The organism is Rhizobium sp. USDA 3886 (assembly GCF_056279785.1).
Genome location: NZ_JBWCDC010000003.1, coordinates 2,041,599 through 2,065,181, shown reverse-complemented (window position 1 = coordinate 2,065,181; position 23,583 = coordinate 2,041,599). Strand labels below are relative to the sequence as shown.

Below are 23,583 nucleotides of genomic sequence, written 5' to 3'. Positions count from 1 at the left end.
CAATTGGTTCGATCGAGTATTGTGTTGATCTGCCTCGCCTTGGCGGGCTGCCAGGGGTTGCCTTCGCAGGGGCCACATGCCGATACAATTAACAAGGATGCTGGGCGATCCGCTGCAGAAGTCGGCCGCCGTAACGCTGCCGTTTTTGATATCGTCGACGTTGACAGCCGCTCTGCCACTCTCGTTTCCAACTATGTGACGACTGCTCTGAATCGCCGTTTTGGCATCGGTGGTGGCGTTGGCCGCGTTGTGATCGGTGTCGGGGACCACCTGAAGGTTACGATTTTCGAAGCAGGCAGCGACGGCCTCTTCTCGACGACGGAATCGAAGCAGACGAACCTCGATATCGTAGTGCAGCCAGATGGTATGGCCGCAATTCCCTATGCAGGATCGGTTCAGTTTGAGGGCAAGACACTTGAAGAAGCACGTAAGGCAATTCTTGCGTCACTGGCGAACAAAGCCGTCGAGCCGGACGTCATCGTGACGAGTGTCAGCACCGCATCGCGAAACGTGACGGTTTCTGGTGAGGTCGGCAAGCCATCCCAGGTGCCGCTGAGCTTGGTCAGCGAGCAGATCACAGAAGTGCTTGCGAAGGCAGGGGGCTCGCAGGCGCAGCCCTACGAAGCCTACGTTACGCTCGTTCGTGGCAAGAAAACCGGCACGGCGCTTCTGAAGTCGATCATCGAAAATCCGTCGGAAGACATTTACGTCCAGCCCGGAGACCGGATTTTCGTGTCGAAGGACCCGCGGACGTTTACAATTCTTGGCACTGCCAATCTCAATGCACGCATTAACTTCGGTGCGAACGATCTGAACTTGCTTGAGGCGGTAGCACTCGGTCGAGGTGGTAACGACCTGGCAACGGATGCAAAAGGATACTTCCTGTTCCGCTATGAGGAACCTGATGTCGTCATGAGCCTGCTTGGAAGCCAGCGGTTCCATGAGTTGCTGAACAAGGGGTTGGCGCCTGACAGCGTCGGCCGCTATCCGATCGTCTATCGTTTCGACATGAGTCATCCGGATAGCTTGATCGTCGGACAGACATTCCCGGTCAAAAATCGCGACGTTATCTACATCTCGCGTCATCCGGCCGTCGATATACGTATGTTCCTGGGTATTGTTGGACAACCGGTTGGTATTGCCGCGCAGAGTGCCGGGATTTACAACAACATGAACGATTAGACCCAGTTGCTGATCGTTGCTATGCCTATGGAAGGGTCCCATCAGGAAATGATGGCGCTCCTTCCTTTGTTTACAATCGGTTACGGTTGTTATTGAAAGTTATTGGAATACAACCACAGATACGATTTTTTCGGGTGACAAGCCGTATCTTTTATGATGTGAACTTTAGCTGGCATTGATATCCACCCTCTGCCGACTACCGCCATAACGACACCGGGTGAACATGACGATTGAGATTATCGGGCGCGCAAGCGTTGCTCCAGGCGCTTCTTCCGTGGATGAACTGCGGCAAATTCTCGAGGACGGGAAGTGCACCGTCAGCGAAATCCCCGCTGAGCGTTGGCAACTTGCTCGCTACTGGCACCCGCATCAAGGCATCCAGGGCAAGACCTACACCTTCGCCGCCGGCGTTCTTACCGACGTCTATCATTTCGATCCGGCTGTCTTTGGTCTTTCCCAGCGCGAAGCGATGCAGATGGATCCGCAGCAGCGGATCTTGCTGAGCCTTGTCTGGCGTGCGCTTGAGGATGCCAATCTTCCTGCAACTTCCTTAAGTGGCGAGCAGGTGGGCGTCTATGTGGGCGCATCGAGCCTCGATAACGGCAATCTGGCCGTCGAGGATCCTGCGACCGGCAGCCCATATTTCATGACGGGCAATACGCTTTCGATCGTTTCGAACCGCATCTCGCATATCTTCGGGCTGCGCGGTCCGAGCATGACGATCGACACGGCCTGTTCGTCGTCGCTGGTCGCACTCGACCAGGCCGTGCGGGCGCTCGATCGCGGCGACATTGATACGGCGATCGTCGGCGGCATCAATCTCTTGGCGCATCCGCTTTCCTTCGTCGGCTTTGCGCAGGCTCGGATGCTGTCGCCGGAGGGGCTGTGCCGTGCCTATGACACGAATGGCCACGGCTATGTGCGCGCTGAAGGTGGCGTCGTGCTGGTGCTTCGCCGCACCGACAAGGCTCTGCGCGAAAGGGACCGCAGCTACGCCCGCCTTCATGCAACCGGCGTCAATTCGTCAGGCCGTACCAATGGCATTTCTCTCCCGTCGCGCGAGGCGCAGGCTGCGCTCCTGAAGTCGGTTTACGAAGGCGCCAATATCGATGTGAACCGCATCGCCTTCATCGAGGGCCATGGTACCGGTACACGTGTCGGCGATCCGGCAGAAGTCTGGGCGATCGGCAGCGTTATCGGCAAAAACCGTCGCGCGCCGGTCCCGATCGGCTCGATCAAGTCGAATATCGGCCATACCGAACCGGCTTCGGGTCTCTTTGGCCTGCTCAAAGCCGTTATTGCCCTTGAAAACAACTTCTTGCCGGCAACTCTTCACATCGAACGGACCAATGAGGACATCGATTTCGAGAGCCTGAACGTTCGCGTCAACACCTCTGCGATCGAGCTGATGCCTGCGAAAACGCCGCGTTTTGCAGGCGTGAATTCGTTCGGCTTTGGCGGCACCAATGCCCATGTCGTCATCAGCGATCCGGATCCTGTCGCACCGCCTGAGCCGCAGGCGAAGGGTGATCGCGTTATTTTCATGGCAAGCGCTCACAGCGCCTCGGCACTCGAGGGCCTGCTTGAGGACTACAAGCAGCGTCTTGGACAAGCCGAAACGCGGGAGGCGCGCCAACTCGTCGCTTCGGCGGCCGTGAACCGTGAGGCAATGCGTCACCGTTTTGCCGTCAAAGCGAAAGACAGCGATGCGGTGCTCTCGGCAATCAAGGCTCATCTGGCGGGTGAGCCGACGGCTGGCGAGCGCGGGGAGGTTCCTGGTCACGGCGTGCGGGTGGCATTTGTCTTTGCTGGAAACGGCTCGCAGTGGCCGGGCATGGGCGTGGACGCCTATCGCGAAAATGCGCATTTCCGCCAATGCTTCCAGTCCTACAGCGCTCTTTTTGAATATTACCTCGGCGAAAAGCTGACCGATCTGCTCTTTTCCAAAGACCTGCCGGAACGGCTCGCGGACACCAAGATCGCGCAGCCGATGTTGTTTGCGGTGCAGGCGGCGTTGACCGACTGCCTTTCGGCGCAGGGTCTCAGGCCCGATGCCGTACTTGGCCATTCGGTTGGCGAAATTGCCGCCGCCTACGCCGCCAAGGCGTTGACGGCCGCGGAAGCGGTGGCGATCGTCGCCAAGCGTTCGCAGCGTCAGGACCTGCTCGCTGGCGAAGGAAAGATGGCAGCCGTCGTCATGAGCGCGGATGCCGCGCTTACTTTTGCAAAAGCAAACGGTTTCGAGGATATCTGCATCGGAGCCATCAACGCCCCGAATTCTGTAACGATTTCCGGCCCATCAGACCAGGTGCAAGCCTTCCGCGACGCCGCCCGCAAGGCGCAGATCGTGGCGCATGTGCTCGACATCAACTATCCGTTCCATCATCCGATCATCGATCGGGCGAAGGATGCATTCTTCGACGATCTGCCGGATCTCGAGCCGGATGCCGGCGTCGGCACTTTCATTTCCACGGTCACGGGCAGCCATGCAGATGGGCAGACGCTCGACACGGCTTACTGGTGGCGCAACGTGCGCGATCCGGTGCTCTTCAAGGACGCTTGCGAAGCCGCGATGGAAATGGGTTGCAACCTTTTCATCGAAATCTCGCCGCGCCCGATTCTTTCGAATTATGTGACGGACATCGCCAAGAACATTTCGCATCAAGCGGCCGTAATCCCGACGCTTTTGCGCGAAAGCGGAACCGGCCGCGATCCGGTCGCGCAGTCCTTCGCGCGTGCCGTCGCGCATGGCGTTTCTCCGCTTCGTTCACGCAACGCCGCCAGTCGCAATGCCTTCATTCAACTTCCGCCGCTGCCGTTCGAGAAGGTGGAATTGCGTCCGCAGCCGACGAGCGACGAGATCGACATCTTCGGTCGCGATCAGCGTGTGCCTTATACGCTGCTCGGTTGGCGCACCGATCCAAACGGATCGAGCTGGAAGAATCATGTCGACGCCAACCTAATGCCAGACCTTGCAGAGCATGTCGTGGATTCCAAGGCGATCATGCCTGGCAGCGGATTCATCGAGATCGCCGTAACAGCTGCCCAGCAGTACTATGATACGGACGAGGTCGAGCTCGGAAATCTGGAGATCGTCCGGCCGTTGGAACTGCGGCATGACCGCATCGCCGAACTTTCGACGGTCCTTTCTCCCGAAACCGGCAACATCGAGATCCGCTCGCGCGAGCGGCTGAGCAATGACGACTGGACCGTTCATGCCGTTGCCCGGGTGCGCAAGACGATCGACGCTGTGGCCGATGAGCGCGCAGCCCCCGTCGCCGGCGAAGTCAAATCGGTTCTGACGGCGGAAAAGACGTATGAGACGGCTGAGCGCTTTGGCCTGCAATATGGTCCGCATTTCCGGTTGTTGTCGAAGGCTGTCGCTTTTGGGCACGGTCTGATCGAGGTTGATCTCAAGACGGCGCAAAAGCCTGCCCATCCTTACCTGCGCTACAATCTGAATCCGATGTCGGTCGATGCGGCGTTTCACGGTCTGGTGGCGCTCTTCGATCAGCTGTCGGGCGACCAGGCAGGCGCGCCCTATATCCCCGTGCGCTTCGGCTCGGTTCGCGTCAGGCGTTCCGTAAGGCCGGTCGTCAAGGCGACGATCGGGATCGAGCGGTTCAGCCAGAATTCGATCAAAGTGCGTTTCCGGATGTTCGACGATGCCGGCACACAGGTCGCCGCATTCGATGATTGCCGCTTCCGCCGGACATATCTGAGGCGCCACCACACGCTGGATTCCGTTGCGTTCCACTATGAGAGCGTTCCGTCAACGCGCTTTGCTGCGACGTCCGAAATTCGTGCGCTCCCGGTCATTGCCGGCGCTCCGGACGTGGCGCTCAATAACGCAACTCTCCTGCTCGACGCCGCCGTCTATCGCGCGTGTCATGAGATCGCGCTTGCGGTCGCGGCAAAGAATGGCTCGATTGCGGTTGGCAATCTTCCCGGCGATGCCGCGTTCAGATCCTTCCTCACCAGCTGCCTCTTCAGCCTCGAAGATGCCGGCATTGCCTCTTCCGGTGACGGAAAATGGACGGTTGCGACAGAATTCTCGCTGCCGCTGGTCGGGGAGGTTCTGCGGGAACTCTATGGAGAAGATGCCGGCCGCATCGCGGAAGCCGTGCTCATCAACGATGCGCATCGAGACGCTCTCGAAAAGATCGCGGCCCTCAAGCAGGGCGCCGACATACCGTCTTCGAAGTCGGTCAGCGAAGCGACGCTCGAACATGTTCTCGTCCATTCGCCGTTGAGCACACGGCGCCTTTCCGTCGTAAGCGGCATGGTCGATAGCCTGCTGAAGGCGAAGAAAGGCGGCATCCGCTGGATCCTGGAAGCCGGGTCGATCTCGACCGCCTTCAGCCGCAAGCTCGCCCTGGCGGCGGCCGAACACGGCGCTTTGCTCGTCATTGCCGAACCGCGCGAAAATATCCGGCGTGCGCTGGAACTCGCCTTCGAAGACAGTGCGCATGTCATTGTCGCAGAGCCCGATCAGCTCGGCGATCAGGCAGCAGTCGATCTGGTGGTCGCTGCGGGCGATCAGAGCCAGCAGTATCTTTCCAGCGACGAGGCGCTCCAGGCTATCATGCGCAAGGCAGCGGCTCACGGTGCGGCGCTCGTCCTTGCCGAGCGCGCGCCTTCCGCTTTCAACGACTTCGTATTCGGCCTGTCCGACGGCTGGTTTGCAGGCAGCCAGTCTCCGGAATTTCCGATCGGGAAGCTCGGAACCGCCCGGCAGATCGAAGAACTTGCACATTCGTTCGGATTTACGGATGCGAAGGTCGAGGAAGCCGAGTATCCGGAGGGCCGGCTCGTTTCGCTGATTGCGCAACCGAAGGCGGTGACCGAAAAGCCATTGGCCGCCGGAGCCGATAATGGTCCGCTGCTTGTGATCGGGGAAGGCGCAAACCACGCCTCGGATTTCGGTGGGGTGGCAACGATATCCGTTGCGGCCGACCAGCCAAGGTCCGCCTACGCCGAAGCCTTCTCCAAGTTTGCAGGCCAGCCGGTGCGTGCGGTCTATTATGCCGAGCGGGCGTCGAAGGAAGACCCGTCGAAGCTGTCACAGGATCGGCTCGTCACATTTGCGGCGTTTGCAGAGGCGCTTGCCGTCTACATGCAGTCCGGCGAGGCTGCGCAAAACAGCCGGCCGCAGCTGCTGATTACTGCGCCCGGCGGCTCGCCGCTTTCCGGCGTTGGAACCGACGGCGCGAACTCCGGACTTTGGGCCTTTGCGCGCGTTCTGCAGAACGAGTATGAATTCCTGGACGTCCACATGCTCGATGCGGAGGCCGGCGATCGGCGTCTTTCGGGCATCGTGAATTCGATCTTTGGATCGCATGGCGCAAACCGTGAATGGGTGCTCGATGCAGCAACCGGCGAGGTCCGTGAACTGCGCGCCGTTGCCGGGCCTTCGGCTTCGTCTGCACGGATGACCGGCGGCTATGCCGCGGCCACGATCCGCCAGCATTCGGCCGGACGCCTCGACAGTGTCGCCTGGGAAGCCTGTGGCGTACCGGTCGCATCCGACGGCGAGATTGTTGTCGCGGTCGAGGCAACAGGTCTCAACTTCCGCGATGTCATGTGGGCGATGGGCCTCCTGCCTGAAGAGGCATTGGAAGACGGCTTTGCCGGCGCCACGATCGGCATGGAGTTTGCCGGACGTGTTGTCGAATCGGGCAGGGGCGTCAGCGATTTGGCGGTTGGCGACAAGGTGATGGGTATCGGCCCGGCCGCCTTCTCGACGCATGTGAGGGTTCGCCGGGACGGCGTCACCAAGCTGCCCGAACGGATGGACACGGGCGCCGCAGCAACCGTGCCGGTCGCCTTCCTCACGGCCTATTACGCCATGGTCGAGCTTGGCCGCATTCAGCCCGGCGAGACGATCCTGATCCATGGTGCCGCAGGCGGTGTCGGCCTGGCTGCCCTGCAGATTGCAAAACTGAAGGGCGCGACCGTCATTGCCACTGCCGGAACGCTCGAGAAGCGTCGTTTCCTGGAAACCCTTGGCGCTGATCATGTCTTCGACTCGCGCTCCCTCGATTTCGTGACCGATATCCGCAGCCTTACCGATGGCGCCGGTGTCGATCTGGTTCTCAACTCGCTCTTCTCCGAAGCCATGGAGCGCAGCCTGGAGCTCGTGAAGCCATTCGGGCGCTTCCTCGAACTTGGCAAGCGTGATTATTATTCGGACCGCAAGATTGGGCTGAGACCCTTCCGCCGCAACATCAGCTATTTCGGCATCGATGCCGATCAGCTGCTCGTCAACGTGCCGGAACTCACGAAGCGGATATTCACCGAAATCGGAGAGCTGTTTTCCGCCGGAAAGCTGGTGCCGATTCCTTATCGCGCTTTCCGCTACGACGAGATCAGCAGCGCCTTCCGACTGATGCAGAATGCCGGCCACATCGGCAAGATCGTTGTCCGTCCGCCGGTCATCGGCAAGGACAAGGTCCTTCCGGCACCTGGCAAGGCGCTTCATTTCGGTTCCGATGGCATCTTCCTGGTGGCAGGCGGTATCGGCGGCTTCGGCCTTGCGACCGCAAACTGGCTGGTTTCGAAAGGCGCCCGGAAGATCGCGCTTTGTTCGCGCAAGGGCGTTGCCGACGACGAGACCCGCAAGGCGATCGCCGAATGGACAAAGAAGGGTGTCACGGCAAGCGTGCATGCTTGCGACATTACCGAGGAAAAGGCAGTCGCCGCTCTGCTTGGCGAATTGCGGACCAAGGCGCCTCTGAAGGGCATCGTCCATGCAGCCATGGTCCTTGACGACGCCTTGCTTTCAAACCTCACGGCAGAACGCAACCGGCCCGTCGTCGACGTCAAGGTCAAGGGCGCGGAAATCCTGCACCGGTTGACGGCAGATGACAATCTCGATCTCTTCCTGCTTTTCTCGTCCGCGACGACCATGCTCGGCAATCCGGGCCAGGCGAATTATGTCACTGCCAATGGCTACCTGGAAGGTCTGGCGCGCCTACGCCGCGCAGCCGGTCTTGCCGGTCTGGCGGTTGGCTTCGGCGCGATTGCAGACAAGGGCTACCTGGCACGCAACGCCGAGGTGAACGAGCTTCTTTCGAAGCGCATCGGCAAGTCGGCATTGAAGGCGGGCGATGCTCTGGAGCAGGTCGAGCGCTACATGCTTGCCGATCAGGGCCTCATCGAGGGTGCGACCGTCATGATCGCCGAGGTCGACTGGAGTGCGGCTCGGCTCTTGCCAATTGCTGGGAAATTGCTCTTCGAAACGATCATGCGCCAGGCGGGAAGCAGCCAGGCGGCCAATGACAGCGAAACCATCGATCTCGAGGCGATGGTTGCCGGAAAGACCGCAGATGAAGCCCAGGCCCTTCTCCATAAGCTGGTCGCCGCCGAAATCGCGGCGATCCTGCGTGTCACCGAAGACGGGATCACGCCGGAAAAGGTGCTGAAGGATATTGGCCTCGACAGCTTGATGGCGATGGAACTCGGCATGAGCTTCCAGCAGAAGACCGGTTTCGACATTCCGCTGAGCGGCATCAGCGATGGCACGACCATCGGCGATGTTGTGGCTCGTCTCCGGGAGCGCGTGGCCAGCCGTAGCAGTGGAAACGAGGGAGCAGGCGAGGCCTCGCAGGTTGTCAGCCAGCTGATCCAGAGTCATTCTGGAACCGTTCAGAAAGCGGCAATGTGAGATGACAAACAATCCAGACGGCAAGGCGCAGGACCGGAAAACGGGACTGCTCGATCAGATGCGGCACGCCAACGAGTCGTCTGGGAGAAACCGGGCAGCCCGGATGAGCCGTCATCCCCAGCCGCCGGTTCGCCAGGTGACAAGATTCGACGAACTGCCGGAGTACCAGCGGGTGATGACCCAGAAGATCGGGGCGCAGATGGCCGGCATCGGCAACCCCTTCTACCGCTCTCATGACAAGGCGGCGGGTGCGACGACGGTCATGTCCGGCAAGGAGTTCGCCAACTTCGCCTCGTATGATTACCTCGCGACCAATACCGATCCGCTTGTTAACCAGCGGGCAAAAGAGGCGATAGATCGCTTTGGCATCTCCGCTTCGGCAAGCCGCCTGGTGGCCGGAGAGCGGCCAGTACATGTCGAACTGGAACAGGCGCTCGCCAAGGTCTATGGCGTCGATGCTGCGGTCTGCTTCGTCAGCGGCTACCTGACCAATGTCGCTGCGATCAGCTGTTTGATGGGCCCGCAGGATCTCGTGATCCACGACGAGTTCATCCATAACAGCGCGCTTGCCGGGATCAAGCAATCGGGCGCGACGCGCCGTCTCTTCAAGCACAATGATGTCGAGAACCTTGAATCTGTTCTGAAGACGCTGTCCTCCGACTTCCGGCGCATTTTGGTGATTGTCGAAGGCGTCTACTCGATGGATGGCGATATCGCCGATCTGCCGGCACTGGTCGAGCTCAGGTCGCGTTATGGCTTCTGGCTGATGGTCGATGAGGCGCACGCCCTCGGCGTGCTCGGAAAAACCGGCCGCGGCAGCTTCGAACATTACGGCATCGACCCACATGAAGTCGACATCTGGATGGGAACGCTTTCCAAGACCACATCGAGCTGCGGCGGTTACATAGCCGGAAGCCAGGCCTTGGCGGACGTCTTGAAGGCGGAGGCCGGCGGCTTTGTCTATAGCGTAGGCCTGGCACCGGTGCTGGCGGCTGCGGCATTGGCCGGCCTGGAAATATTGACGAAAGAACCGGAGCGTACCGCCCGGCTGCGGCGCAACGGCGCGCTCTTCCTCAAACTTGCGAAGGAAGCCGGTCTCGATACCGGCCTTGCGACCGGTTATTCCGTTGTCCCCGTCATCGTTGGAGATTCCGTTCGCGCCGTGCAGCTGTCCAACGACCTCCTCGAAGAGGGCGTAAACGCACTGCCGATCATTCATCCGGCAGTTCCTGAGGGCATGGCGCGGCTGCGTTTCTTTATCACCTGCAATCACACCGATGAGCAGATCGCCCACGCTGTCACCGCGACAGCGAAGCGGCTGAAAGATTTACAGGACCGCAATTTCGGCCTAGGTTCGATCGACTTCGAAAAGGTCATGAAGCTCCTGCCGATGAACCAGATGGCGGGGAAGCCTTAAGGCAGGACGATGCAATGCATGTCATCGTAACCGGCGGGTCCAGCGGTATCGGGTTAGCAGTCGCAAAGGCCTACGCCGCCAGAGGCGAGCGTGTTTCGCTGATCGCGCGCGATGCAGCACGCCTCGATGCGGCGGTTAGAGACGTCCAGGCTGTATCGAAGGGCGGAAGCGCTTTTGCCGTTTCGGCCGACGTTTCCAGGCATGAGGACCTGGCATTTGCGGTCAAAGCCTGTGAAACCGCAAACGGTCCCTGCGACGTGATGATTGCCTCGGCCGGCATTGTCGAGCCGGCTGCCTTCGACGCTCTTCCGGCAGCATTCTTCGATCAGCAGGTGACCACCAATCTCCTCGGCACAGCAAATGCTGCCCGTGCCGTTTATCACAGCATGAAGGCGAGGGGGCAGGGCACCATCATGGTGGTGTCGTCAGGTGCCGCGTTGATCGGCCTTCATGGCTATGCGGCCTACTGCGCTTCCAAATCGGCGCTGAACGGCTTTGCGGAAGCCTTGCAGGCGGAAGCCGTCGGAACGGGCGTTCGCATCTCCATCTGCTTTCCGCCGGACACGCTGACACCGCAGTATCAGCGTGAAATGACGGTGCGGCCATGGCAGGCCGAGGTTCTGATGGGCAAGGTGAAGCCGTGGACGGCGCAAGCAATTGCAGAGCGCATCATCGCCGGTATCGACCGCGGCCGCTCAAAGATCCACTTTACGCCGTCTCTCATGGCGCTTGCCTATCTCGGGCCTTTCATCAAACCGCTGCTTTCGCTCTGGTATCGACATCGATTGAGGCGTGGCGCAAGGGAAACGCATGCAATGTCATCGACTGTGCATTTGAAGACGGGGATATCATCGGGCATTGACACGCCCAAGCTTTAGTCGGATTTGGCATTTGTTGCCGGTAATAGAAAATCGATGGTTCCGTTGCGCTTACTTGATTTCCCCTTTCTTTTGACTGCCTTCTGCTTCGCCCTGACGTGCATCTTCGTCTATGCGACGGACTGGTTCGCGATGCCGTCCGCCGTCTATCGCCAGAACAACATCGAGCGAACGCCAGCACGCCATGCGCTCGATCTTGCCGCGCGCCTTCCGGTCATCGCTCTCGTCTTTGCAGGTTTCTTCTCGGTGACGTGGCGGCCGATCTACGCCATGCAGGCGACGATGAGCTTCTTCGTGATTTTCACCGGGATTTCGCGCGCCAAGTTCAAGTTCATCCGTGAGCCGCTGATTTTCTCTGACATTGCGCTCGTCGTCGATGTCTTCAAATACAAGGAGATCTTCTACGCGACCTCGCTGAACATCTTCTTCTGGATGTTCTCGTTCCTTTACGTCTTCGGCGTGACCGGGCTCTACTTTTATTTCGAGTCCCATATCCTGCCTGACAGCGCACAGGCGTTCTGGGTGCTGGTCGGGCTTGCCGTTGCCTTCGGCCCGTGGCTGGCACTTTTCTGGGGTCCTGTGAACGGACCGGTATCGCGGGCCACGCAGCAGCTCGTCGGACCAATCGATATCAAGAAGAATACCGTCCGCTTCGGCACGTTCACGTCTGTCGTCCTGCATTTCATCATATGGCTCGGCCGCCGCCGCGAGAAGATCGTGCACGAGCTGTCCGAAATGCTGAAATCGGCGCTGCACGATCTTTGGGATCCGGATGGCGATGAGGAGCCGCCGCTCATCGTCATCTGGCAGTCGGAATCCTTCATCGATCTTCGTCATTTCGAGGTCAAAGACCTTAAGCTTCCCAACCTTGATCGGCTGCGCAAGCGGGCGGCCCAATGGGGTCGCATGACGAGCGTTTTCGAGGGCGGTTATACGCTTCGTACCGAATTTGCTGTCTTAAGCGGCCTTCAGCCGGACGACGTGCATATCGATGCGAGCTATCCCTATCTGAGCGCAAGCCAATATGCGGATGTCGTCTGGCCGAACAAACTCAAGGAGGCCGGCTGGAAGACGCAGTTCATTCATCCCTACGACCGTACCTTCTTCCTGCGCCACAAGGCGATGCCGCAGCTTGGCTTCGATCACATGATGATGCTCGACGAATTCGATCATAATCCGGAGCGCGACGGCCCCTACGTCAGCGATCAGGCGCTGACGAAGAACGTGATCCGCGAGATCGAAAAGGATCCGGACATCAAGAATTTCCTGTTCGTCGCCTCGATGGCCAACCATGGCCCCTGGGAGGCTGGTCGCGTCGGTGATCTCACGGACCCTGTGGAAATCTATTCCGAGCTACTTCGCCGCGCCGATCACGCGCTTGGAAACCTGGCCCATCACCTCGACACCCTGGACCGGCCAGTCTGGCTGCTTTTCTACGGAGATCATGCGCCGCTCTTGAAGGCTTTCGCTGATCCGTTTCCGGATCCTCGTACCGACTATATGATTGTGCCGCTCGGTCGCGCTCGGTCGCATTCGCAGCGTCCGGTCCCGCCGCGGGAAGAAGCGCCGTGGAACCTGCTCGGCACGCTGCTGCGCTATGCCGGTCTCAGCAAGGAGTTGCCGGCGGAATGATCATGCCGGTCCGCTCAGAGGAGAAGGCGAAACGCGTCTTCCTGTTTCTGCAGGGGCCGTCGTCCATCCTCTATTGCCGGATTGCGGATCGTCTTGAGGCAGCTGGCTGTGCGTGCGTTCGCGTCAACCTCAACAGCGGAGACTGGCTATTCTGGCGCAGGCGTGGTGCCGTGAACTATCGCGGTCCCTTCGCAGCCTGGCCGGGCTATGTTCGTCAGCTCATGGCGGACCGCAAGATTACCGACCTCATCGTCCAGGGAGAGGAAAGGCCCTATCACCGTGCTGCCATCGCCGAAGCCCGCGCGATGGGCGTTTCGGTCTACGCCATCGAGATGGGGCATCTGAGGCCTGACTGGGTGACGATCGAGCGCGAGGGCCTTTCCTCGAATTCACGTTTTCCTGTCGATCCGGCGCATATCCTTGAGGCGGCGGAGGGACTGCCGGAGCCGGATTGGACCAGGCGCTACAGTCATACTTTCCTGTCGGAAGCGATCGCCGATCTGCTCTATAATCTGCCGACCGTGTTTTTCTGGTTCTTCTATCCGCATTATCGGCGGCACGCACTGTTTCATCCGCTCGCCGAATATGCCGGCTGGCTGAGGAGGCTCGCAATGGGGCGAGGTCGCGGGCGCAAGGCGAATTTCGAGGTTCGCAGGTTGTCTTCGGGAGCCTCAGCTTTCTTCATCTATCCGCTGCAAATTGAAACCGACTATCAGTTACGAGCCCATTCGCCGTTCCGCAGCCAGCGGGATGCGATCCGATACGTCTTGCGCTCCTTTGCCGAGCATGCATCCGAAGATACGCAGCTGGTCGTCAAGATCCATCCCCTCGACAATGGCCTTATCGACTGGGACGACTATGTGAACGCCACCGCCCGGTCGCTTGGAGTGTCGGGCCGCGTGCAGGTTATCGATGGCGGTGATCTCTCCGCATTGATTTCGACATGCCGGGGCATGGTAACGGTGAATTCCACAGCCGCCCTTTCGGCATTGCAGGCAGGCAAGCCAGTGAAGACGCTCGGCGTTACGATCTACGATGTCGAAGGGCTGACCGATCCGAAGCCCATCGATCGTTTCTGGCAAGATCCGCAACCGCCATCGGCAAAGCTTCTTGAAGCGTTCATGCGATTGCTCGCCGCCGCCGTGCAGGTTCGCGGCAACTTCTATTCGAAAGAGGGAGCGGAGGCTGCTGCCGAGGGTATTGCCTCGAGGTTGCTAGCGCGAAATGTCAACGAGCCGGGCGCTTACGTCGAGCCGCCGATCCGCAAACATCCGATGAAAATAGATATCCCCTGACTCATATCCGACAGGGCCCCTCGCGTTTGAAGCTAAGTGTTCAGAATTAAGCTGAAATTGCTGTTTTCGTTGAAGCTTCTTTGATGCTCGCGCGTTGTAACAACGTCACGATGACGTTCGGATCGCCGAAAATTAAGTCGACAGCCAATGTGGTTTGGTAGTTTTGGAGCTTGCAAGAGGAAGATTCTATGGCAGAGGTTTCACGATTTTTGTCTCGTAAGCCAGAAGATATTGCGTGGAGAGTGCAGCAGATGCACGAGAACAACGCAATTGAAGGCGTGGAGTTGAAGCCGTCGGTTGCCGCCCTTCTGGACGGTATGGCAAGAGATGATCTTACTACTGAAGAAAAACTGGAGCGCCTCACTCGCCGCTTTAAAGTTTCTGTGGATGAACCGGGCACGACGCCGGGGCCGCAAACTGGGCCACCATCGCCTCGCTCGTTGAGACCTGCAAACTCAACGCTGTTGATCCGCTAGCTTACCTGACCGCCGCGCTCACCGCCATCGTCAACGACAAGCAGAGCCAGATTGATGATCTGCTTCCGTGGAATTATTCGGTCTTGTGTAGCAAGAGGCACAAATGACCGCTAATCCTCTCCCTCGCGGACATGCAAAATCATGCTATCCGCAGCGTGGTGGAGCTGGTCGGAGCGACTCGATGTTTGCGATACTTGGCCTTCATGGGTCGTCTGGCCACCCAGCCTTTATCCAGAGCTTTATAGATCGGCTTGCCCCGGACGCTCCGTCCTGTTGTCCAAGAGGGACGTTTGCCGATAGTGACGGCTTCACTTTCTTTAAACGCAACCCTGATTTCAGCATACCCGCCGACGAGCTGCTCGACCTTGCAAAAGAAAGCGTCGGCCCATCCGGTTTTGTCTCCGGAGTCACCAGCGAAAAGATACTCGCCGTTGGATATTCCAGTGGAGCAATTTTCGCGGCGGGCCAACTTGCTGTTGCACCGGGTTTGTTCGTCGGTGCCATCCTGCTGCGTCCGCAGGTAATTGCCGATGATTTTACTTTTCCAAATCTCTCAGGGAAGCCGGTTCTCATCATCTCTGGCCTCCATGATAGCAGACGACAGCCGCACCATGCTCTGCAGCTTGCGCAGCAGCTTCGACATGCTGAGGCCAATGTCACGCATCATGCGCTGGAGGCAGGACACGGCTGGGCGTCCGATGATCGTGATCTCACCCTGGCTCGCACTTGGATGGCAGAAAACCTCTGACCGTGCGCTTTGCAGGTCAATGCCGCTCGTGACGCGAACCGCTCCATGCGGGGGCATTTTGATATCGAACACTGGAATTGTCCCACGTGTGAGCAGCACACCGTTTACAGCCGAGCGACCGATCGTTATCGGAAACCCCAGATGCCGACGTCGCTATCCAGACCTTCCTTCCCGGCTGGCAGCCGCATCTGGACGGTTGGCGTTTCGTGATTCCCAACTCGCCGACCACTATTGAACCTTGCCTTCCAGTTCAACGCAATCCATATTATGTTCAACACAGGGAGAATCCTATGGGTACCCAACCACGAACTGCTGCGGAAAGAGAAGCAAAGGTCGCATTGGCTCGCAATAAGCTCGTGCTCGAGCAAGCGAAGGCCGTCGGTCTCCTTGGCACGGCGAAGAATACCCGCTTGTCGGGGCGAGTGCCCTCGGAGTTGATCGAGGCGGCGAAGAAGCGCGCCCATGTCACCTCCGACACTGAGCTGCTGGAATTGGCGCTTTCCCGGCTGGCTCTTGAAGATGACTTCGGCGCCCGTCTGGTGGGCCGCAAGGGCACTATCCCGACGGATATCGATCTTGGGGTTTGATCTTTCTGAGACCCTCCGATCACTAAAGCCCCAGAAGCATGTCGGAACGCTCGAGCGCAGGCGCGACGAAGATATCCCATGGGCTGCTGACGAACCGGCAATCGGAGGGCCTCTATTTCTAGATACCAGCGTCTATCTGGATGTGCTTCAAGGGCGCTCGCCCGTGGAGGTTGATACGCTGCTTACGTATCGCCTATGCCACCATTCGGCAGTCTGCCTGTCTGAGCTGACTCATGCCTTCGGGCGGCTGGATCCAAAGCATGCCTCTACAAAAGCGGTCCTCGAAACGATCACGGCGACCGTAGAAGACATTCCGGAGCACCGACTTCATGCCCCAGATGCAGCCATCTGGGGACAGGCCGGCGTGTTGGCGGGTCTGCTCTTTCGCTTGAGCAAGTTGCCAAAGGGTGCTGGACATGAGCGCCGCTTCGTCAATGACGCCCTCGTTTTCCTGCAGGCACGACAACTCGGCGCGAGTGTGCTGACTGGTAACGTCCGGGACTTCGATTTCCTCTCCCAGATTATACCGAGCGGTCGGGTCATCGTCTATCGAGCTCCGCTGGAGCCGCGGTCATCATGAACGCCGAGCTCTCGCCTTATCGAAGGGCTGACGGATCCGAACTCCATCGATCGTTTCTGGCAAGATTCCGCACCCCCCGTCGGCAAGGCTTCTTGACGCGTTCATGCGATTGCTCGCCGCCTCCGTGCAGGTTCGCGGCAACTTCTATTCGAAAGAGGGAGCGGAGGCTGCTGCCGAGGGTATTGCCTCGAGGTTGCTAGCGCGAAATGTCAACGAGCCGGGCGCCTACGTCGATCTGCCGATCCACAAACATCCGGTGAAAATAGACATCCCCTGACTCATATCCGACAAGGCCCCTCGCGTTTGAAGCTAAGCGTTCAGACTTAAGCTGAAATTGCTGTTTTCGTTGAAGCTTCTTTGATGCTCGCGCGTTGTAACAACGTCACGATGACGTTCGGATTGCCCAAAATTCTCAAGAATAAAGGACATCAGGAGCGGCGGCCTTCATCGCGGCACTCACGAATCTCGTCCTGCGTCGCGACCTGCCGGCCGGCGCGTTGGGCCTTGATTTCGGCGATCAGCGCGTCAACGTCGTTTTCGCGGCGAATGCGGGAGAGGCGGCCGACAGGCGTGTCGCCGCGTGAGGTCGTGACGCGTAACCCCGCTGACTTTGGGCCGACCGGCGTTAGTATCTTCAATCCTTGGAACCATGCACACTAACCTGTTGACACGGTCGAGCGCATCACGGGGACAGGGGCCGCGTTTGAGTTCGTTTTGTCCTTCTATGAAGAAATCGGCGCGGGCACCAAGAGTGTTGGAATCAATGCAGAGATCGCTTGGCCGCTGTCAGAGCCATCCTCGTCTCTTGAAATAGAGGTAGGGCATCACGGCGGACAGGACCATCAGAAGGATGGCGAAGGGATAGCCGAGATACCACTTCAACTCCGGCATGAAGTCGAAGTTCATGCCGTAGATCGAGGCGACCAGGGTCGGCGGCAGGAACACCACGGCCGCCACCGAGAAAATCTTGATGATCTGGTTCTGCTCGAGATTGATGAGCCCGAGCGTCGCATCGAGCAGGAAATTGATCTTTCCCGATAGGAAGTTGGCATGGTCTCCCAGCGAGGTAGCATCCCGCTGCAGCAGCTTGATACGCTGCCGGATCTCCTTGGACGGCCGACTTTCCGGGCTCTCCAGCGCCGCATGATAGGCGACGAGCCGAGAGATGCTGATCAGGCTCTCACGTATCGCAGTCAGGAAATCGGCCTTCCTGCCGATCTGTTCGATCAGCGACCGCAAGTCTTGCGTCTTCTTTGTCACGTTCGAAACCTTCGAGCGGAAGACTTCGCGCGAGACCGCATCGATCTCGTTACCAAGCCGCTCAAGCGAGTCAGCCAGACGGTCGATTAGCGCCTCGATCAGCCCAGTCATCAACATCTCGCCATTGACACAGGGAACGCCGGTGCCATTCGTGCGCTGCGCTCGCGACAGAAATACGTCGAACGGCTTTGGTTCTGCATATCGCACGGTCACCAGGGTCGATCCCTTCAGGATGAAGGTTATTGGTGTTTTTACAGGTTCGTCGCCGTCGAGACCGGTGAGCGCGGTCATCGTCATGAACTCCGCACCGCTCTCCTGGTAGAGGCGGGCTGACAGCTCGATGTCCTCCATCTCCTCGCGCGTCGGAATGGCAATACCCAATTGTCGCTCGACCGACCTGTCCTCATCGGGGGTTGGATTGAGCAGGTCGTGCCAGACCGGAGCGGAGACTGTTCCCGGACCGGGAATGGGCGACTCGCGTGCCAGGTGATCGGCGTGGTGCCAGTAGGTGCGCAGCATGGGCTCTCCTGAAAGACCGCCGGCCTCTCCGGAGCCTTTACCAGGAGACGGGTTACGGGAGCAGCGGTCGTGATGACGTCGAACTTCGACCGTCGGGGTTCATCTGGTTTTCCTTTGAATCGATGACAGTTTTATCAATGTCATCGATGCCCGAATGCTCCAGGCTTGACATGAAGTCAAGCCGGTTCTCCGGGCGCCCGACGCTTTGTCTGTCACAGCACTACTCGGTGCGGTGGCTATTGATCCCATGCTTTCCCAATATCCGACGGCGCAGCCCCTTTTTTTGAAACTTACGCCGTTGGAGATAGTGCTGATCATGCCGGCATCTGCTTGGCTTGCGGCTGCTGCGCATGCATCCAGTCAGCCGCCTGCTGTGCCTCGCTCGCGGCGGTGAATATGACGCGAGGGTCGTCGGTCAAGACCTTGAGCCAGGAAGCGATATGGCGGGCGTGGTCCGCTCTCAGCTCGACGCCGAGGTCGAGATCGGCGCAAATCATCGCGCTCAAGAGCTCGACGATGCACTCCTCCATCGCGTAGGCGGCCGAACCGAACCGTCCGGAAAGATCGCGGTCGAGGCGATGCTTGGCGCCCGATGCGTGGACGTTATGCCGATATCGGCATTATGCGTCGCTTCATGGCTGAGCGTAGCCACGTAAGAAGCTGCGTCGCGAAAGGTCTCGAGCGGCGGCGTCTGGATATGGTTCGCGACCGGCGAGTAGTAGGCTTGCGAACCGCCATGGCGGATGACCGCGCCCGTGTTGCGGAAGTACCGATGAAGACACTTCCCGGACCGCAGGGCGGGCGGACCGGCGCAACTGCAGCCGGGCGTCCCTGCTGCGAAGGACAAGTGGGCAAGGGCCTGCGCGGGACGAGCGGTCGCGAGGCGGGGGCCGCAGTTGACCGTCAGCGGCGACGGACGAACGCTCTGCGACGGGTTCTCCTCCCTATTTTTTTCGTTTTCCGCAGGAACGACAATCTTGAGTTGCCACCATTAAGGTGTCATCTAGAATTATGGAGAAAAAGCGCCCGACATACGATCTCGAGGCCGTTAAAGCTGTTTTCGGGTCGATTTCGACGCTTGCCATCACGACGACCGCACTGCGGGATGCGGCTTCATTGGGTTACGACCGCTCCAGTATCGTCGCGACCATCGACACAATTGAACGCCGTATGTTCTACAAGTCGATGACGACCAACGCCGCCACCGGGTATGGCAAGATGTCTATCATGTGCCCGTCCCCGAGGTCGGCATCGTGCTTTATGTGAAATTCCAGGCGGACGTGATCACGGAATTCCGGATCATGTCGTTCAAGGAGAGATGATAATGGCGGCTGCAACAAATATCCTGCCCGAAACGATGATCTCCCCGGAAACCGGAGAGACACTGCGGCGGGATGTCCGGCCTTTTGCCGTGACCTATAAGGGCAAGAGCAAGACGGTTGACCTGCCGGGATACTATCCCGAAAATGGCGACGAAGGTATTCATGTCGGCAGTGACATGGAGGCAACGGACGCGGCCCTTGCGCGCCTTAAAGGATGAGGTTGAAGGCATTCCTTCTCCGTCAACAATCCGCAGAGTACGCAAAAAGCTAAAACTGTCGCAGCGTGAAGCAGGCGGGATCCTGAAGGCTGGTGAAAAGGCGTTCGATAAGTATGAGCGCGGCCTGGTCGAGCCAAGCGGCCCGACCAGCCAATTGCTGCGTCTTCTCGACCGGCATCCGGAACTGATCGAAGAGTTGCGTCAACAGGCAAGCTAAGCCGCGACGGACAAAGTTTCGTCCGCCCGCTTCTCATCATCGTCGAGCGCCTGATCAAGATCAGGTCAGGCTTTCGTTATAAGGTCTTGGCATGAACTTATAACTTGACAACGGCAAGGTCCGTTATAAGGTCTTGGCAGAAACTTATAACGAAGATCAGATGAGTGGGGACGACTTCATCAAGAGAAGGCAAGGTCGCCTCGACAAGGCGATGGTCGACTTTGCCGCCGAGAGGGCCGCTGCACTCGAGAAGGAAAGATGCCAATGATGAAAGAGATCGACATCAGCTATCGGACGATGTTCGCGGAGCTGGCGCAGCGGACGCTTGACGGGCAATTTCTGGCGGACTTCCCCATGGAGGGATGGTTCGTAACCGTTACCGTGAAGGGCCGCGACTACTGGTATTTCGATCTCCCTACTCCCGAGGGCAAGGACAAGCGAAGCTATGTCGGCCGACACAGCGACGAAGCGATCACGGAGCGGGTGAAGGCCCACAAGGAGATCAAGGACAACATCCGCGAGCGGAGGCGCATGGTTAGCACGCTGCGCCGTGCGGGCCTACCCGGTCCCGATCCATTTGCGGGCGACGTCACGAAAGCCCTAGCCGACGCCGGATTGTTCCGGCTCAGGGCTGTCCTGATCGGGTCGGTGGCATTCAGCACCTATGCGGGGATGCTCGGCGTCCGGCTGCCATCGTCGGCCATGCAAACCGGCGACGCGGATTTCGCGCAGGACTTCGCGATCTCGGCCGAGGTCCAAGACAGCCTGCCACCGATCCTCGAAGTTCTCCAATCAGTCGATCCCGAATTCCGAGCGGTTCCGCACCAGGCGGACAAAGCCAAGGTGGTCGCCTTCCAGAACGCCAAAGGCTATCGGGTAGAGTTCCTGACGGGAAACCGGGGATCGGACGAATACACGGGCAAGCCGTCGCCCATGCCCGCTCTCGGCGGCGCGTCGGCGGAAAACCTGCGGTTTCTCGATTACCTGATCTACGAGCCTGTCCGCACGGTGCTTCTCTTCCGCGAAGGCGTGAACGTTCTCGTCCCCGCTCCCGAGAGGTATGCCGTCCACAAGCTTATCGTATCCTCCAGAAGACTCACAGACACGCTAGGACGCGTAAAAGCGGACAAAGACCTATCGCAGGCCGCCTTGCTCTTCGAAGCCCTCATGGAGACGCGCCATGGCGACGAGCTGGCCGATGCTTGGGAGGAAGCATGGGAGCGAGGGGATGCGTGGAAAGAGGGCATCGTCAGCGGCCTATCGAGACTGCCCAAGAACGGGGTGAAAGCCCTAGAAAAAGTTCTCGGTCCCGAGGTGGTGGAAAGCCTGATGAAAAAGTGATCGAGCAGATGATGATCGCGCCAAACGAATTTCCGCGGTTGGCGAGCCGGTGCTGGAACGGCCACCCTTTTCATATCGGCAATTACACTTCACGAACTTGCCGTGGATGGCGCCGTGGCAAGGATGGCAGCCAGACTGCATGTTCCAGATACCCAACCGATCAACGATGCGATTAGCGGGGCGACGAGGCGGCATTCTCTCGGTGATATCCGTAACCGCATCCATTAAGAAATGTTCCCTGATGAGATTATCGGCATGCAGCGGAGCGTTCTCTGAACCAGTTGGAAATGCTAGGTGGCAGAACAGGACTGCGATGCTCCTGATGTGGTGCGATCTCGCCAGTGCGCGTCCATAAAATAAGCGGAGGTGCAAGCGACAACCTAACGAGTACCGCAGTTGCTTGGTCGTCCTAATCGTATTTCGATATGCAGTCTGCTTGATAATCGGTTTTCGATGAGGTACTAGCGTTTTCGATGGAAAGGCGCTACTAATTGATTTTCGATATGATCGGCGTGGTAATGTAATAATTTTTCGATTGCACTGGCCGGAAATAACTGTCTTTCGATGGCGCAGCTCGTTTTACGATAACAAAGGAGGGGGCATGACAGCCAATCCCGCAAATCCGGCGGTTTTCCAGGAACGTATTGTGCCATCGGATACAGCGCCTGTTGGGTATAGCGCTCTCGTCCAGAAATACGGGATCGCAGCCCCTGTTCGTCTTCCCTCGTGCGTCGCGAAGGGCTTCATCTATGGTTCCAGGAGAGCACATGAGGATTGGACGATCTTCGACAAGCGCTTCGCTCCAGAGGACAGTCTGCTCGGGCATCTGTCTTTCGCACTAAGGCACGAGACGATCGATCTGTTGGTCTTGAAAAAGCTGTTTCACGCCGTTCCGGCAAGTGAGATCGCGGCGCTGATCGAAGCCGAGCCGACAAGCAGCGCGACGCGCCGCATCTGGTTCTTCTATGAATGGCTGACCGGTACACGTCTCGACATTCCAGATGCAGAACGGGGGAACTATGTTGAAGCGCTTGATACCGCCAGTTACTTTACATCGACCCCTGTGAACTCGCCCCGCCACCGCGTGCGGGACAATCTTCTCGGCACACCAGCATTCTGCCCGGTTTTAAGGCGCACCGAATATCTCGTCGAAACGGTCGCCCACCGCTGGGACGCTGAAGCCAAAGAGCTCATCGGAAAGACCGGGAAGGGGATCGTTGCCCGCGCGGCAAGCTTTCTGCTTCTTTCGGATAGCCAGGCATCCTATCAGATCGAAGGCGAGCGCCCGCCACGAAACCGCTTAGAGCGGTGGATGCGGGCGGTTGCCCAAGCTGGAAAGCGGCCGATCTCTGTGGATGAACTCGTGCGCCTCCAGCACATCGTCATCGAGGAGAACCGTTTCATTAAGCGCGGGCTGCGGGACGCCGGCGGCTTCATTGGCGATCGCGACTGGAACGACGATCCTCTCCCCGAATTCGTTTCAGCCCGGCACGAAGACATTAACGATCTCCTCGGAGGAATCATAACCGGAGGAAGAAGGATGTCGGAGAGTGGGGTTGACGCCGTGCTTCAAGCCTCCGTCATGGCCTTCGCCTTTGTGTTCGTCTATCCCTTCGAAGACGGAAACGGTCGTCTGCATAGGTACCTTATACACCATGTGCTGTCCGAGCGCGGATACACGCCTCCTGGAATGATCTTTCCTGTTTCTACCGTACTTCTCGAACGCCAGGAGGAGTATGGCGCGCGCCTGCGCGGTTACACTGGACGGCTATTGCCCTTTATCGAATGGGTGCCGACAGCGGAAAAGAACGTGCGTGTCGTCAACGAAACCGCCGATCTCTACAGGTTTGGGGATTTCACGGAGCTGACCGAATTTCTCTATGCTTGTGTCGTACAGACCATCATGCACGACCTGCCGAACGAGTTCGACCACCTCGCGCGCTTCGATGAGGCGAAGGGCCGTATTCAGGATTTCCTCGAGATGCCGGACACGATGATCGCCAGCCTCGTCAACTTCATCCGTCAGAACAAGGGTACTCTTTCCAAGAGGCGGCGCGGTCGTGAGTTCGAGAAGATGACCGACGAGGAGGTAAAGTCAGCGGAAGCGGTCGTTCGCGACGCCTTCGACATCGACCTGCCAGACGAGCAGGACGATTCGTCCGAAGAGACCGAGTTCGAAGGTCGCGGACCACGACGATAGCTCGACCCTGTCGTAAACCAACCGTATGCCTGGCAGACACCTCCA

General features: G+C 58.8%; 18 protein-coding genes and 3 pseudogenes. 17 read left to right on the top strand and 4 right to left on the bottom strand.

Annotated features, from left to right (window positions below; all coding sequences use genetic code 11):
* Positions 1–3 precede the first annotated feature (3 nt).
* The 12 genes and pseudogenes from ACZ9BX_RS32800 to ACZ9BX_RS32745 all read left to right on the top strand — a co-directional run bounded on the left by ACZ9BX_RS32800 (position 4) and on the right by ACZ9BX_RS32745 (position 16,738).
* A complete protein-coding gene (locus ACZ9BX_RS32800) occupies positions 4–1,182 on the top strand; it encodes a polysaccharide biosynthesis/export family protein (RefSeq protein ID WP_087000772.1) in 1,179 nt (392 codons plus the stop codon).
* Positions 1,183–1,405: 223 nt separating this feature from the next.
* Entirely contained in the window at positions 1,406–8,848 is a 7,443-nt protein-coding gene (locus ACZ9BX_RS32795) for a type I polyketide synthase (protein WP_476222477.1), read from the top strand.
* Between the two features lies 1 nt (position 8,849).
* Complete coding sequence (locus ACZ9BX_RS32790; protein WP_476222475.1) at positions 8,850–10,265, top strand: aminotransferase class I/II-fold pyridoxal phosphate-dependent enzyme; 1,416 nt, start codon at positions 8,850–8,852, stop codon at positions 10,263–10,265.
* Positions 10,266–10,279: 14 nt separating this feature from the next.
* Positions 10,280–11,143: an SDR family NAD(P)-dependent oxidoreductase gene (locus ACZ9BX_RS32785; protein WP_476222474.1), complete on the top strand. Its 864-nt coding sequence runs from the start codon at positions 10,280–10,282 to the stop codon at positions 11,141–11,143.
* Positions 11,144–11,149: 6 nt separating this feature from the next.
* Positions 11,150–12,775 carry an LTA synthase family protein gene (locus tag ACZ9BX_RS32780; RefSeq protein ID WP_476222473.1) on the top strand — a complete coding sequence of 542 codons (1,626 nt, stop codon included), beginning with the start codon at positions 11,150–11,152 and terminating at the stop codon, positions 12,773–12,775.
* Positions 12,772–14,070 (top strand): capsule biosynthesis protein, encoded by a 1,299-nt coding sequence (locus ACZ9BX_RS32775; protein WP_476222471.1) that lies wholly within the window; start codon positions 12,772–12,774, stop codon positions 14,068–14,070. Before ACZ9BX_RS32780 ends, ACZ9BX_RS32775 begins: the two co-directional genes overlap by 4 nt.
* 188 nt (positions 14,071–14,258) lie before the next feature.
* Positions 14,259–14,546: a hypothetical protein gene (locus tag ACZ9BX_RS32770; protein ID WP_476222470.1), complete on the top strand. Its 288-nt coding sequence runs from the start codon at positions 14,259–14,261 to the stop codon at positions 14,544–14,546.
* Positions 14,465–14,653 (top strand): annotated as a pseudogene (locus ACZ9BX_RS32765) (transposase domain-containing protein); the annotation flags it as partial. The gene ACZ9BX_RS32770 and the pseudogene ACZ9BX_RS32765, both read left to right, overlap by 82 nt.
* Positions 14,654–14,727: 74 nt before the next feature.
* A complete protein-coding gene (locus ACZ9BX_RS32760; RefSeq protein ID WP_476222468.1) occupies positions 14,728–15,294 on the top strand; it encodes an alpha/beta hydrolase in 567 nt (188 codons plus the stop codon).
* A gap of 290 nt (positions 15,295–15,584) precedes the next feature.
* Positions 15,585–15,881: a hypothetical protein gene (locus tag ACZ9BX_RS32755; protein ID WP_027512753.1), complete on the top strand. Its 297-nt coding sequence runs from the start codon at positions 15,585–15,587 to the stop codon at positions 15,879–15,881.
* Positions 15,871–16,461 (top strand): type II toxin-antitoxin system VapC family toxin, encoded by a 591-nt coding sequence (locus ACZ9BX_RS32750; protein ID WP_476222466.1) that lies wholly within the window; start codon positions 15,871–15,873, stop codon positions 16,459–16,461. Before ACZ9BX_RS32755 ends, ACZ9BX_RS32750 begins: the two co-directional genes overlap by 11 nt.
* A gap of 103 nt (positions 16,462–16,564) precedes the next feature.
* Positions 16,565–16,738, top strand: coding sequence for a hypothetical protein (locus ACZ9BX_RS32745; RefSeq protein WP_476222464.1), 174 nt, complete (start codon positions 16,565–16,567; stop codon positions 16,736–16,738).
* A 151-nt stretch (positions 16,739–16,889) separates the two neighbouring features.
* Here ACZ9BX_RS32745 and ACZ9BX_RS32740 read toward each other — a convergent pair whose 3' ends face one another.
* From ACZ9BX_RS32740 to ACZ9BX_RS32725, 4 genes and pseudogenes are all read right to left on the bottom strand, one after another.
* Positions 16,890–17,099 carry a type II toxin-antitoxin system Phd/YefM family antitoxin gene (locus ACZ9BX_RS32740; RefSeq protein ID WP_476222462.1) on the bottom strand — a complete coding sequence of 70 codons (210 nt, stop codon included), beginning with the start codon at positions 17,097–17,099 and terminating at the stop codon, positions 16,890–16,892.
* 148 nt (positions 17,100–17,247) lie between these two features.
* A complete protein-coding gene (locus tag ACZ9BX_RS32735) occupies positions 17,248–18,240 on the bottom strand; it encodes a magnesium transporter CorA family protein (protein ID WP_476222460.1) in 993 nt (330 codons plus the stop codon).
* A 314-nt stretch (positions 18,241–18,554) separates the two neighbouring features.
* Positions 18,555–18,785 (bottom strand): annotated as a pseudogene (locus ACZ9BX_RS32730) (zincin-like metallopeptidase domain-containing protein); the annotation flags it as partial.
* Positions 18,743–19,087 (bottom strand): zincin-like metallopeptidase domain-containing protein, encoded by a 345-nt coding sequence (locus tag ACZ9BX_RS32725; RefSeq protein WP_476222458.1) that lies wholly within the window; start codon positions 19,085–19,087, stop codon positions 18,743–18,745. The pseudogene ACZ9BX_RS32730 and the gene ACZ9BX_RS32725, both read right to left, overlap by 43 nt.
* A 164-nt stretch (positions 19,088–19,251) precedes the next feature.
* On the opposite strand from ACZ9BX_RS32725, the pseudogene ACZ9BX_RS32720 reads away from it, so the two are divergent.
* The 5 genes and pseudogenes from ACZ9BX_RS32720 to ACZ9BX_RS32700 all read left to right on the top strand — a co-directional run bounded on the left by ACZ9BX_RS32720 (position 19,252) and on the right by ACZ9BX_RS32700 (position 23,538).
* Positions 19,252–19,562 (top strand): annotated as a pseudogene (locus tag ACZ9BX_RS32720) (type II toxin-antitoxin system MqsR family toxin).
* A gap of 2 nt (positions 19,563–19,564) precedes the next feature.
* Positions 19,565–19,780, top strand: coding sequence for a hypothetical protein (locus tag ACZ9BX_RS32715; RefSeq protein WP_476222456.1), 216 nt, complete (start codon positions 19,565–19,567; stop codon positions 19,778–19,780).
* The gene (locus ACZ9BX_RS32710; protein WP_476222454.1) at positions 19,761–19,997 is read left to right on the top strand and encodes a type II TA system antitoxin MqsA family protein; all 237 of its coding nucleotides are present in this window, start codon (positions 19,761–19,763) and stop codon (positions 19,995–19,997) included. Before ACZ9BX_RS32715 ends, ACZ9BX_RS32710 begins: the two co-directional genes overlap by 20 nt.
* Before the next feature lie 264 nt (positions 19,998–20,261).
* A complete protein-coding gene (locus tag ACZ9BX_RS32705; RefSeq protein ID WP_476222452.1) occupies positions 20,262–21,338 on the top strand; it encodes a nucleotidyltransferase family protein in 1,077 nt (358 codons plus the stop codon).
* A gap of 601 nt (positions 21,339–21,939) precedes the next feature.
* Positions 21,940–23,538, top strand: coding sequence for a Fic family protein (locus tag ACZ9BX_RS32700; protein ID WP_476222450.1), 1,599 nt, complete (start codon positions 21,940–21,942; stop codon positions 23,536–23,538).
* The last annotated feature ends 45 nt before the right edge of the window (positions 23,539–23,583 follow it).